Annotated in this window: 11 protein-coding genes, 1 riboswitch and 1 other annotated feature; of the genes, 8 read left to right on the top strand and 3 right to left on the bottom strand. The window is 26.2% G+C overall.

The features are described 5' to 3' along the window. Window positions 1-30 precede the first annotated feature (30 nt). On the top strand, window positions 31-678 hold the full coding sequence (locus tag EGD97_RS03695; RefSeq protein WP_164850154.1) for a hypothetical protein: 648 nt from the start codon (window positions 31-33) through the stop codon (window positions 676-678). A 31-nt stretch (window positions 679-709) separates the two neighbouring features. Further along, a complete protein-coding gene (locus EGD97_RS03690; protein ID WP_078682474.1) occupies window positions 710-1,300 on the top strand; it encodes a metallophosphoesterase family protein in 591 nt (196 codons plus the stop codon). A 43-nt stretch (window positions 1,301-1,343) separates the two neighbouring features. Here EGD97_RS03690 and EGD97_RS03685 read toward each other — a convergent pair whose 3' ends face one another. The 3 genes from EGD97_RS03685 to EGD97_RS03675 all read right to left on the bottom strand — a co-directional run bounded on the left by EGD97_RS03685 (window position 1,344) and on the right by EGD97_RS03675 (window position 6,246). Next, window positions 1,344-3,257, bottom strand: a complete 1,914-nt coding sequence (locus tag EGD97_RS03685) for a BMP family ABC transporter substrate-binding protein (RefSeq protein ID WP_078682473.1) — start codon at window positions 3,255-3,257, stop codon at window positions 1,344-1,346. 262 nt (window positions 3,258-3,519) lie between these two features. Then, window positions 3,520-4,329 carry a tetratricopeptide repeat protein gene (locus EGD97_RS03680; RefSeq protein ID WP_078682472.1) on the bottom strand — a complete coding sequence of 270 codons (810 nt, stop codon included), beginning with the start codon at window positions 4,327-4,329 and terminating at the stop codon, window positions 3,520-3,522. Between the two features lie 69 nt (window positions 4,330-4,398). Beyond that, window positions 4,399-6,246, bottom strand: coding sequence for a YgiQ family radical SAM protein (locus EGD97_RS03675; RefSeq protein WP_127836513.1), 1,848 nt, complete (start codon window positions 6,244-6,246; stop codon window positions 4,399-4,401). Between the two features lie 217 nt (window positions 6,247-6,463). Further along, window positions 6,464-6,627: riboswitch (M-box (ykoK) riboswitch) on the top strand. A gap of 164 nt (window positions 6,628-6,791) precedes the next feature. Between EGD97_RS03675 and EGD97_RS03670 the strand changes: the two genes are divergently transcribed. The 6 genes from EGD97_RS03670 (at window position 6,792) to EGD97_RS03645 (ending at window position 12,955) form a co-directional block, all read left to right on the top strand. Then, window positions 6,792-8,054 (top strand): magnesium transporter, encoded by a 1,263-nt coding sequence (locus EGD97_RS03670; RefSeq protein WP_078682470.1) that lies wholly within the window; start codon window positions 6,792-6,794, stop codon window positions 8,052-8,054. A 214-nt stretch (window positions 8,055-8,268) separates the two neighbouring features. After that, a complete protein-coding gene (gene sleB / locus EGD97_RS03665; RefSeq protein ID WP_180376978.1) occupies window positions 8,269-8,994 on the top strand; it encodes a spore cortex-lytic enzyme in 726 nt (241 codons plus the stop codon). A gap of 75 nt (window positions 8,995-9,069) precedes the next feature. Beyond that, window positions 9,070-9,323: a binding site (T-box leader), on the top strand. Window positions 9,324-9,401: 78 nt separating this feature from the next. After that, window positions 9,402-10,313, top strand: a complete 912-nt coding sequence (gene cysK, locus EGD97_RS03660; protein WP_078682468.1) for a cysteine synthase A — start codon at window positions 9,402-9,404, stop codon at window positions 10,311-10,313. A gap of 81 nt (window positions 10,314-10,394) precedes the next feature. Further along, window positions 10,395-10,979: a serine O-acetyltransferase EpsC gene (gene epsC, locus EGD97_RS03655; RefSeq protein WP_078682467.1), complete on the top strand. Its 585-nt coding sequence runs from the start codon at window positions 10,395-10,397 to the stop codon at window positions 10,977-10,979. 20 nt (window positions 10,980-10,999) lie between these two features. Further along, complete coding sequence (queG, locus tag EGD97_RS03650) at window positions 11,000-11,998, top strand: tRNA epoxyqueuosine(34) reductase QueG (RefSeq protein WP_078682466.1); 999 nt, start codon at window positions 11,000-11,002, stop codon at window positions 11,996-11,998. A 255-nt stretch (window positions 11,999-12,253) separates the two neighbouring features. Then, window positions 12,254-12,955, top strand: coding sequence for a lysophospholipid acyltransferase family protein (locus EGD97_RS03645; RefSeq protein ID WP_078682465.1), 702 nt, complete (start codon window positions 12,254-12,256; stop codon window positions 12,953-12,955). Window positions 12,956-12,972 lie beyond the last annotated feature (17 nt).

Raw genomic sequence — 12,972 nt, 5'->3', positions numbered from 1 at the left:
TTAGTAATAATAATTTTTATTGGAGTAAATATGAATATATATTTTATTTATTTATCAATTTTATTACTAACATTTATATTAATTTATTATGGGTTAAATTTGGGATATAAATATGCTCCTTTTAAAATAAAGATTTTATCTGTGGGAGCATTTATATCCTTAGCACTTAGATATATAGCTCTTCTTATATTTTTAATAAATAAAAATATAAGAAATATGTATTTACTTAAGCCAATAATATTTTTGAATTTTATATCTATACCAATATTAGCTATGATATCTATTTACATATATTCTAGAAACAATAAATTTAAATTTAATTATTGCATAATATTTTCAATTATACTTAGTATTTTTTATATATTTATAATATTTAACTTCCAAGTAAATATAAATTCTATAAAAGAATTAGGATATTCTATGGAATTTATAAATAATAATTTAATATATGGTATTTTTTTAATATTAAATACTTTATATTTATTTTCAGCTATTGTTTTACTAGGTTTTAAAAATATAAATACTATAGGAATATGTTTATTGCTTATATCTTCAATTGTCGAAATTTTTGAAATAATAATAAAAATATGTGGTATTGGCATCTTCCCTGTACCTATAGTAGGCGATATATTTTTTATATTATGTGCAGATTATGCCTTGTATAAATTAAAAAAATAAATATTTACTAAAGAAAAGGCAGGAAGAAATTGTGAAAATATTACTAGTATCTGATGAAGAAAATTCATATATTTGGGACTTTTTTCAACCTGAAAAATTTAAAGATGTAGAACTTATTATATCTTGTGGGGATTTAAAAGCTGAATACCTTTCATTTTTGGTAACAATGATAAAAGCTCCATTATATTATGTTCATGGCAATCATGATACCTCATATAGCATAAAGCCTCCTGAAGGATGTGAAGATATAGATGGAAGGCTTGTAAAATATAAAAATGTTAGAATTTTAGGGTTAGGTGGAAGTCATAAATATAGTAGCGGTAAACATCAATATACGGAAAAAGAAATGGAAAAAAGAATAAATAAACTTAAAAGAAAATTATGGATAAATAAAGGATTTGATATTTTAGTTACTCATGCTCCTGCTTTTGGAATAGGTGATAGAGATACAGAATGCCACAGAGGATTTAAATGCTTTAATAAATTAATAGAAAAATATTCTCCTAAGTATTTTTTTCATGGTCATATACATCTTAATTATGGGAATCATAATCTTAGAGTTACGCAATATAAAAATACTAAAATAGTAAATGCGTTTAATTATTATTTAATAGATATTTAATATAGTAAAAACCGCTGTTTTAAATACTCAGCGGTTTTAATTTTTATATTTTATATTCTTCAGCGTCTACATTTTCAACAAACCAATCCATTGATAATATTTGTTCATAAGATGCAGTTTCATCTTCTTCTATTTTTAAATTGCCGTATTTATCATATAAAGGACCAGTAAAAGGATGATAAGCATTATTTATAATCATTTTTTTCATAAGATTAACAAGTTTTTGAGTTTCTACTGGCACTTCTTCTTTAGAATAAAATAAATCAACAACTCCTGTATCTATTCCCCACCAAAAATTTATAAGTTTTGTATCTGTACTGAACATATCAATTATTGTTTTAAATGTGTCATTTAGTATATTTTTTATAATTTTTTCATAAAAAATTCCCCAATTCCATATAGGTGTAGCTAAATATTTATCAGGTATACCTTTGTTTTGATCTATACTACATAACATAGAATAAACTCCAAATTCTGTAGAAACAGGATGAGGAACATCTAAAGTTCTGTTACATATTATATCGCAGCCTTGCTTAATAAGATAATTCCCAGCATCAGTAAATTTCATTCTGCTATTCCATTCATTAGTCCAGGCAACTTTTACTAAAGCATAAGGATTTACCATTTTAGCACCTAGTGCAAAAGCATTAATTGAACTAATTACTTCAGGGGTAGGACTTGTAGCCACATAACCTAATATATTATTTTTGGTCATAGATCCAGCTATTATTCCTGTTAAAAATCTAGCCTCATAAGTTCTTCCATAATAATTACTTATATGGTGATATGGATGTGCCTCAGAACAATTAAAAAATTTTACATTTGGAAATTCAAGAGCACACTTAAGTGTAGGATTTAAATAAATAGGGCTCGTTGTAAATATAATATCATTGCCATCTTTAACAAGATTTTTAAAAACTTTATAAGCTTCAAGATTTTCAGGAACATTTTCTACATAAGATGTTATTACTTGATCTTTTAATACTTTTTCTATATGAAGCCTTCCAAGTTCATGTGCGTATGTCCAGCCAGAGTTTTCTATTGTTCTTGCGTAGGCAAAAGCAACTTTTAATTTTTTTCTTGGAATTACTAAAGATGTAAGTGTACTTATCATTTTATTTTGAGTAGGTTCTATTAAAGTAGTAGAAAGTTTATAATCATCACTATTACATATAGCTTCTAATTCTTTAATAAATTCAGGCATTCTTTTTGATAGTTTTTCTTCATTAAGTTCTTTAGGAATCCCATAAATTTTAGCATATTCTAAAAAAGCATCTCCAGTTGTTAATGGAAGTTTATTATTTTCAAATTTTTTATAAATTTTTGAAAAAGTATTATAAATATAAATTTCAAAGTATTTATATTTATCAAAAAAGTTTGGTGATTTTGAATCAAAGCGGCTTAAAAGATTGAGAAGCTCATTAAAACTACCTTCTTTAGAAAACCATATAGAATATATCTTAGTTATTTTATTAAATTTTAGAAATTCATAATAAATTTTTATATCTTTATTATTTTCATCCATTTTAGGTATAAGTCTAATAACTTTAGCACTAATAGAATAAGCATCAAAATATTTAAGAACACTAACTCTTTTATTTCCTTCAATAACATAAAACCAATTTAAATATTCATATACCTTTATAGGATCTCGTATACCTTCATTTATATGAGCTATACAAAGAGCTGACCATTTATCTTTAAATTCAGTTTCTATAAGAGGCATAAAGTTTTTAGCAAAAGATAGACTTCTAAGATGAGTATAAGTTCCTATAATTTTTTTCATTGGAATTTCTATTAAACCTAAATCTACTTGAGATATTATTTCTGTGTCTTTTAGTATTCCTTCAAGAGAAGGAAGATAACCTATTTCACCTTTTGAAACACATTTATTATATTCTTTTAAAGCAAGTTTATGGGCGTCTTTAAAATATTCAATTCCAGCTCGGTTTTCCATTATATTCACCTCTTAGGAGTTACTTTTATATAAAGTATATCATAATTAATAAATTACAGATATAAACTTTAAAATTTTATATCTGACATTTATAGATATATAAATTGAAAATTAAATAGTGTAATAAAAGATTAAATTTCCTTTAATAAAATAATAATAATTATGATATTACTTAATATAAAATATATATAATATTTATATGATTAACATAAAAAATATGACAGATAAGCATTGCTGCTAAATCTGCCATAAACATTAATTATTATAAATTTTGTTTAATTTCTTCTATTTCTTTTAATATTTCTTCTTTTTTTATAGGTGTTAAATATGAAAAACGACAAGTTAAAGATTTTTCAAACATTTCTAAAGCATCTTTAAAATTTTTATTCATTTTTAATGTCAATCCATAATAATAATATGCAGTTGGAAAAGATGGATTTAAAGGAATTAATTTTTCATAAATATCTAAAGCCTTGTCGTAATCTTTAAGCATATAGTAATTTATAGCTAAATTATCTAAAATGCTTGCATCAGTATTATTATATTCATAAGCTTCTAAATTAAAATCTAAAGCCTTTTGTAAATCTCCATTTAATATATAAAATAAGCCTAAATTTTGATATAGCACTGTATTTTTGTAATTATTATCATATAAATTTTCAAGTACATTAATAGCTTCTTTTAAGTTATCTTTTTTCCATAAAGCTATAGATAGATTTAAAGTAGCATTAATTTTATCTCTGTCTTTTAAATTGGTTTTTAAAAGAGGTTCTAATATTTTAAGAGCTTTTTCTATTTCTCCTTCTCTTATAAGTAAATAAGCATAATTAATTTTTATTGTAGAAGATACATTTTTGTGCTTTAATGCTTTTTCATATAATTTTAAAGCTTCAGATATATCTCCATTTTTATATTTTTTTACAGCTTTAAAAACATATATATTTGATATATTTTTTATTAATAAAAATAAAAACAAAAGTAATAAGAAAATCAATCCTAAAATTTTATTTTTATTAAAAGAAATAGTAAATATTATAATTATTAAAATAGTAAATATAATATTTTTTTTCATATAATACCTCCTAAGCTATTTATATAAAAATTATAACTTAATTACAAAAAATTTTAAATTATAGAAATATTATTTTTTATTATATTTTTTTACTTTTTTAGGAGGTATTGGAGGTATTAAACATTCTTTTCCAAAACCTATTAAATCTTCCCTATGTGCTAAAGTTAATGCTTCTTTTACAATATTATAATTTTCAGGACGTTTATATTGAAGAAGCGCTCTTTGCATACTTTTTTCCTTTTGAGTTTTTGGTACATAAACTTTCTCTCCAGTAAATGGATTTATACCAGTATAATAAATTGTTGTAGAAAGGCTTCCAGGGGTAGGATAAAAATCTTGAACCTGTTCTGGAATATAGCCCATTTTTTTTATATATAAAGCAAGCTCTATAGCAGCATTTAAATCACTTCCTGGATGGCTTGACATTAAATATGGTACTAAAAATTGTTTTTTGTTTAGCTTTTTATTTATACTATTATATTTATCTACAAATTTATCATAAACTTCTCTTGTTGGTTTTCCCATTTGGTATAAAACTTTATTATTTACATGTTCGGGAGCGACTTTTAATTGACCACTTATATGATATTTACATAATTCTTCAAAAAATTCTTCGTTTTTATCATATATTAAATAGTCATATCTAATACCTGAACGAATAAATACTTTTTTTACTCCAGGAAGTTTTCTAAGTTTTCTAAGAAGATTTAAATATTCTTTATGACTTATTATTAAATTTTTACATGGAACTGGATGCAAACATTGTTTTGTTTTGCAAACACCATTAGTTTCTTGAATTTTACAAGACTTATGCCTAAAGTTTGCGGTAGGTCCACCTACATCATGAATATATCCTTTAAAATCTTTGTCTTTAATTATTTTATTTGCTTCTTCTATAATAGAATCTTGACTTCTGTTTTGTATAGTTCGCCCCTGATGAAAAGTAAGAGCACAAAAAGAGCAACTTCCAAAACATCCTCTATGGCTTATTATAGAAAATTTAACTTCATTTATTGCAGGAATTCCACCCTGAGACTTATATATAGGATGATAATCTCTAGCATATGGAAGATTATATGTTCTATCCATTTCTTCTTGAGTTAAAGGTAACTGAGGTGGATTTTGAACTAAATATCTATCACCATGTTTTTGTACAATAGTTTTTCCTCTTATTCCATCTTGCTCGTAAGATTCAAGTTTAAAACTTTCTGCGTAAGCTTTTTTATTACTAGAAACTTCTTCAAAAGATGGAACTTCTATATAATCTTTAATATTATCAATTTCTTTAGTAATATATGCAGTACCTCTTACTTTAGTAATTTTATTTATAGGCATACCATATTTTAGTAAATTAGCTATTTCTATAATAGTTTTTTCACCCATACCATAAACAAGTAAATCAGCTTTAGAATCTAATAATATACTTCTTCTTACTTTATCTTCCCAATAGTCATAATGAGCAAATCTTCTTAAACTAGATTCAATACCGCCTATAATAATAGGGACATCTTTATAAGCCTCTCTGGCACGATTGGAATAAACTATTACTGCTCTATCTGGTCTAAATCCTGATTTTCCACCGGGAGAGTAAATATCATCTCTTCTTCTTTTTTTGGCTGCGGTATAATGATTTACCATAGAATCAATATTACCAGAGTTAATTAAAAATCCAAGTTTAGGTCTTCCGAGTTTTTTAAAATCTTCAGCATTATTCCAATTAGGTTGAGCAATGATACCAACTGTAAAGCCTTCATCTTCAAGAATTCTTGCAATGACTGCACATCCAAAAGAAGGATGATCTACATAAGCATCTCCAGTTATAAATACAAAATCCAATTCACTTATATTTCTTTTTATTAAATCATCCATACAAATTGGAAGAAATTTATCTGTTAATGTTTCTTGCTGTTTTTTCATAAGTACGACCCCTTGTAAATGAATTTATATTTATATTAACATAATGAAAATTATTAAGAAAGCGTGAATTATATATTTTTAGTTAGAAAAAAAGAGAAATAATAATAAAAGCTTTTAAAATATAAAAATAACAGCTTAAATTAAGTAAATTTAAATTAAATTTATAAAATATGGTTGCATTTTAGTAAAATTATAATATAATTTATAGTATAAAGAGAATATATTTTGTTAGGTGAGGCTCCTATACAGATATACGCTGCTGCCCGGAAACATCGAGAGATGCCAATGGGTCAACAAATACTACCGAATTAAGGTTTTATTTAATGCAGCTGAGCTTATGTTCTACGCTGTATAGTGCTAAAACTCAACGAATTTTACTGTTGAATTTTAGGAGCCTTTGAGGCTCTTTTATTTTTTTAATAGGTGGTGAGATGAATGGATGGTGCCCCTCGATATGAGAGGACAAAATTAAAAAGAAAACTAAATATTTTCAGAGGGACGCATATCCATTTTATTTAACCGTCCCTCTGAGGAGGAGGGATCTTATGGAAAAAATAACAAATTTCTTCCTTAATAGTATATTGCACAAAAATGTATATGACGAATATGGTGATTCCATAGGAAAACTTTTAGACATTTTTGTTACAACAGAAACAGGGTATCCAAAGGCAATTGGCTATAAAATAAAAAAAGGTGGAGAAATATTTTATTATGAATTTAGAAGTATAGACTTTTTTAAAGATAATAATAAAATAATTATAAAAATAAGAGATGCTAAAGAAATAATACCAAGAAGCTTTTCTTATCTTTTATCTAAACATCTTTTAGGCAAACAAATAATAGATATAAATGGCAAAAAAGTAGTAAAAGTTAATGATTTAAGTATGAGTATAATTGCTGGAGAACTTAGAGTTGTTGCTGTTGATACAGGTTTTCTTGCTTTAGCAAGAAGGTTTAAAATGGAAGGTATAGTAAAATGGATTTGTTCTTTAATTCATAAAGAAATTTCAGATAGTTTAATAATATGGGATGATGTTGAATCTATTGAAATGCAAAATAATAATTTAATGATTTCTGTACCATATAAAAAATTATCAAAACTTCATCCTGCTGATTTGGCAGATATATTAGAGGAAATGGATAGTGAATTTAGAAAAAAAGTTTTTGAAAGCTTAGATGAAAATTTAGCTGCAGATACTTTAGAAGAAATTGAGCCGGAAATTCAAAAAGATTTAATTAAAAACATAAGTGAATCTAAAGTAGTAGAAGTTTTTGATAGTATGCCAAATGATGAAATTGCAGGTATTCTTGATGAAGTAGATGAAGAAACAGCTGAAAAAATATTAGCAAGCATGGAAAGTGGAGATGCTGATGAAATAAGAACTTTAATGAGATATGAAGATGAAACAGTTGGAAGTATAATGAATAAAGATTTTATAGCTTTTAATGTTGATATAACAGTAGAAGAAACTATAGAGCTACTAAGAGAACTTAAACCTGATGATGAAGTAATGCATTATATATTTATAGTAGATGATGATGAAAAACTTCAAGGAGTTATTTCTTTAAGAAATTTGATTATTTCTAATTCTAATTGCAAGTTAAGAGAAATTATGGATACTAATGTTATAAAAATTAATGATAAAGATAATATAGATAAGGCTATTGAGCTGGCAGTTAAGTACAATTTAGTTTCTCTTCCTGTAGTTGATAAAGAAGATAAATTATGTGGAAGTGTAATTTTAAGTGATATATTAGATGAAGTGCTTCCTTTAAATTTAAAAAGAAAAATAAAAAGAGCCGGCTAAAATAAAAGTGTAATATAAAATTTATAAAATCATTTAAAATAGTTTTACAATTTACTCTCTTATATAGAATTTACATTAAACTGCTTTGAAACTAACTAAATAGTTAGTTTCAAAGCAGTTTCTTATTTATATTAAAAATGTATTTTTTTTATATATAAGTACAAACTAAAATTGCACATATAAAATTGTTTTAAACAAAGGAGGGATATTTTTGATAAAAAAGGTATTTAATTTAAAAAAAATAGCATTATATTTATCAGTAATTATGATTACATACATAATTACTTCGGTCTATTTTTCACCTATAAATAATACTGTAGGGGCTGTAACATATAAGTGGGGCTCAAGAGGGACTATAGTTACAGAAATACAAAGAAGATTAAAAGCATGGGGATATTATGATGGTGGATTAGATGGAATATATGGTTATAAAACATATCTTGCAGTTAGAAAATTTCAACAAAAAAATGGTCTTAAGGTAGATGGTATTGCTGGAGATAGAACTTTAAATGCTCTTGGAATAAATGCAGGCCAGTGGAATACTGGTAGTCAATCAACAAATACTACTGCTAAAACTACTAATAGCAATGAAAAAGATGTACAGCTTCTAGCAAGGTGTATTAATGGAGAAGCGAGAGGTGAGCCTTATGAAGGTCAAGTTGCGGTTGGAGCAGTTATAATAAATAGAACCAAAAGTCCTCAATTCCCCAATACCATTGCTGGAGTAATATATCAGCCAGGTGCTTTTACAGCAATAGTTGATGGGCAGATACATGCACAAATGTATCCTAGTTCTATAAAAGCTGCAAGAGATGCTTTAAATGGCTGGGATCCTTCTGGAGGAGCTCTTTATTATTATAACCCTGCCAAAACAACTAATAAATGGATATGGTCAAGACCTGTTATAAAGGTTATTGGAAATCATAGATTTTGTAAATAAATTTTTTAAAATATAGTTGACAAATTTTATAAGATTTATATATAATATAAGTATAAAATTCATAGTAAATTACTCGGAAATACTGTGAAGAAGGAAAGTAGTATAAACAAAGCATACAGAGAGGATATCTAAAGCTGAGAAGATATCTATGAAGAAGTTTATATGAAGTGCCCTTCGGAGTTATGAGCTGAAAAAATAAATGCTAATTTATTTTAGTAAGTTTCATCGGGATCACCCGTTATAGTGATAAAGCATCATATGGTGCTTGAATAAGGTGGGATATTATATCCAAGTAGAGTGGAACCGCGGAGTTTAACTTCGTCTCTTGATTTTAATAAGAGACGGAGTTTTATTTTTGACAAAAAATCTACAATACAAATAAGAATTAAATTTAAGGAGGAATAGGTATGTTATATAATAATGCGTTAGAAATGATAGGAAATACACCAATTTTAAAACTTAATAATATAATTAAAGATAATATGGCAGACATTTACTTAAAATTAGAAAAATATAATCCAGGTGGTAGTGTTAAAGATAGGGCTGCTCTTGGAATGATAGAAAAAGCTGAAAAAATGGGACTTATAAAAAAAGGAGATACTATAGTAGAACCTACTAGTGGAAATACTGGAATTGCTCTTGCTATGATAGGCAGGCTTAAAGGATATAGAGTTATAATTGTTATGCCAGAGACTATGAGTGTAGAAAGAAGAAATATGATAAGAGCTTATGGTGCAGAACTTGTTTTGACTGAAGGTGTTAAAGGAATGAAAGGCGCTATAGCAAAAGCTCAGGAAATAGCAGAAAATAACAAAGGATTTTATATTCCTCAACAGTTTATGAATGAAGCAAATCCAATTAAACACTATGATACTACTGCTGAAGAAATAATAAAAGATATAAGCGACTTAGATGTATTTATAGCAGGAGTAGGAACAGGCGGAACTATTTCAGGAGTAGGCAGAAGAATTAAAGAAATAAAAAAAGATGTAAAAATAGTTGCAGTAGAGCCTAAAAATTCTCCTGTAATATCTGGAGGACAGCCAGGACCACATAAAATACAAGGTATAGGGGCAGGATTTATACCAGATATATATGACGGCAAAGTGGTTGATGAAGTGTTATCAGTTAGTGATGAGGAAGCTTTTGAAACAGCTAGATTAGTAGCAAGAGAAGAAGGAATATTAATTGGAATATCCTCTGGAGCTAATGTTGCTGCAGCGTTAGAAATTGCTAAAAAATTAGGTAAAGGTAAAAAAATTGTAACTATAGCTCCAGATGGAGGAGAGAAGTATCTGTCAATGGGTTTATATGAATAAATTAAATAATAACTTATTTTGTTGTTCTAGTTTTTTATATACTAGAACAGCAGAATATTAATTGAAGGGAGGTAACAATCTATGTTTAAAAATATAAAATATGATATAAATAATGTATTAAAAAATGATCCAGCAGCAAAAAGTAAATTAGAAGTTTTATTATTATACCCTTCTATGCATGCAATTATAGCTTATAGAATTGCACACAGTTTTTATAAGAAAAAATTTTATTTTATTGCAAGATTAATATCTCAAGCAGCTAGATTTTTTACAGGAATAGAGATACATCCTGGAGCTAAAATAGGGAAAGGACTATTTATAGATCATGGTATGGGTGTTGTTATAGGTGAAACAGCTGAAATAGGTAATGATGTGGTTATTTATCATGGAGTTACTTTAGGGGGTACAGGAAAAGAAACGGGTAAAAGGCACCCTACTATAGGTAATAATGTAGTTATAGGGGCAGGCGCTAAAGTACTGGGACCAATATATATAGGTGATAATTCCAAAATAGGAGCTAATGCAGTAGTGTTAGCGGATATACCTTGCAATTCAACTGCCGTTGGCATTCCCGCTAAGGTTGTATCTGCAAAACCTAATACTATTATAGAAATTAGCGATTATATGGGTAAAAAAAGAAATATTTACAATGAAATGGTAATATAATTTTTCAAAGGATGATAATAATGAACTACAAAAGTGAAATTTTAAAATTTTGTAATAATTTAGGATTAGATACTGTAGGTTTTTGTAGTTGCAGGATTTTTGATGAACTAAAGCCCTTTTTTAAACAAAGAAAACAAAAGGGATTAGAGAATGAATTTGAAGAAAAAGATATAGATAAAAGAATTAATCCTAAAATTTATATGGAGGATGGGAAAACTATTATTTCAATTGCTTTTCCATATCTTCATGATTTTTATGAAAATTTTAAATATAAAAATGATAAATACGTATATTTTTCAAAATATACTTTAGGAAGAGATTATCATAAAGTAATATCAAATTATTTAAAAAAAATATGCAATTTTATAGAAAGTTTAGGAGGAAAAGCTATATATTTTGTGGATAGTAATTCACTTCCAGAAAGATATATAGCTTATTTATGTGGTATAGGTTTTTATGGGAAAAATAATATGATTATTACAGAAAAATATGGATCTTATGTTTTCCTTGGAGAGATAATAACAGATTTAGAAATAGAAATTGACAAACCTTTAAAGCAAAAATGCGGTAATTGCGATTTGTGTTTAAATACATGCCCTACAAAAGCTATAAATAAAAATGAAAATTGTCCTAATATATGTCTTTCATATATAACTCAAAAAAAAGAAATAGAAGATGTATGGTTTAATAAATTAGATGGAAGGATGTTTGGATGTGATAGCTGCCAAGATATATGTCCTTTTAATAAAGTAATAAATTTTTCAAATTTAAAAGAATTTATTCCATATGATTACATGAAAAAAATAAATTTAAAAGAAATTATTAATATAGATAATAAAACATTTAAAGAAAAATATGCTATAACTTCTTGTGGATGGAGAGGCAAAAATATTATTATAAGAAATGCTTTAATTAATTTAGCAAAAAACAACAATATTAAGTATATAGATATTGATTCAATTAACTCACCCTATGTTAAAAATTATTACCATAGACTTTTAAAGTTTTTCGAATTATAATAAAATTAAGCAGTATTTTTATTAAAATTTATATTTTATTAAAAATTTTTCTATATAAAATACTTATTTTTACAATGTAGTTAGATATTATTAAATTTAAATATAATTTAGTAATATAACAATATAACTTTGTAATATTTTTATTATAAGAGAGTATTATTTTACTAGTTTATGTATTAGATTTTGAAACTTTTGAAATTTATACTTAAGTATAAATTTAATAAATAAATTTAATAAGGAAGGGTGAAACATAGGGTGATTTCTCCTAAAATTGCAAAAATAACAGATTATTTGCCTGATAAAGTTGTAAATTTTGCTGCAAGAAAATTTGTAGATTATATGATAAAAAAACATGCTAATATAGATTTAAAAGGCAAGGAAAACTTAAATAATGTAAAAAAACCTGTAATATTTATATCTAATCATTTAAGCAATTCAGATGCTCTTATATTAGATAAAGTATTAAAAGATCAAGATATAACTTATGTTGCAGGGGTAAAGCTTTCACAAAATGCTACAACAAATTTAGGAGTAAGGCTTGTTAAAACTACGCCTTTAAAGCCTAATACGGCGGATAAAGAAGGGCTTACGAGGATTATAAATCTTATAAAAAGCGGGAACAATATACTTATATTTCCAGAAGGAACAAGAAGTAGAACAGCAAGTATGATAGAAGCTAAAAAAGGACTCCTCCTTATAGCTAAAATTACTAATGTTCCTATTATACCAATTGGAATTTGGGGAACAGAAAAATTTCTTCCTATAAATGATACTGGTAATATGGATAAAGAAAGCTTTCAGGATGCAAATATAGGTGTTAGAATAGGGAAGCCTATAAGTATTCCTAAAAGAGAGCAGGGAGAGGAAAAGCAAGATTATGAAAAAAGAGCTTTAACTACGCTAATGAAAGCTATAGCAGAACTTATTCCAGAAGAATATAGAGGAGTTTATAAATAGAATATATTAAAAATAAT

Origin of the sequence: Clostridium prolinivorans (assembly GCF_004011155.1) — a bacterium.
Classification (GTDB): Bacteria; Bacillota; Clostridia; order Clostridiales; family Clostridiaceae; genus Clostridium_AT; species Clostridium_AT prolinivorans.
The sequence above is the reverse complement of the archived record's forward strand: the minus strand, read 5'-3'. Positions and strand labels throughout refer to the sequence as shown.

Excerpts from the sequence above, each read along its gene's own strand:
- EGD97_RS03670 (WP_078682470.1), top strand. The coding sequence starts at position 6,792 with ATGGAAAAAATAACAAATTTCTTCCTTAATAGTATATTGCACAAAAAT.
- queG (WP_078682466.1), top strand. The coding sequence starts at position 11,000 with ATGAACTACAAAAGTGAAATTTTAAAATTTTGTAATAATTTAGGATTA.
- epsC (WP_078682467.1), top strand. The coding sequence starts at position 10,395 with ATGTTTAAAAATATAAAATATGATATAAATAATGTATTAAAAAATGAT.
- EGD97_RS03685 (WP_078682473.1), bottom strand. The coding sequence starts at position 3,257 with ATGGAAAACCGAGCTGGAATTGAATATTTTAAAGACGCCCATAAACTT.
- EGD97_RS03695 (WP_164850154.1), top strand. The coding sequence starts at position 31 with ATGAATATATATTTTATTTATTTATCAATTTTATTACTAACATTTATA.
- EGD97_RS03680 (WP_078682472.1), bottom strand. The coding sequence starts at position 4,329 with ATGAAAAAAAATATTATATTTACTATTTTAATAATTATAATATTTACT.
- cysK (WP_078682468.1), top strand. The coding sequence starts at position 9,402 with ATGTTATATAATAATGCGTTAGAAATGATAGGAAATACACCAATTTTA.
- EGD97_RS03675 (WP_127836513.1), bottom strand. The coding sequence starts at position 6,246 with ATGAAAAAACAGCAAGAAACATTAACAGATAAATTTCTTCCAATTTGT.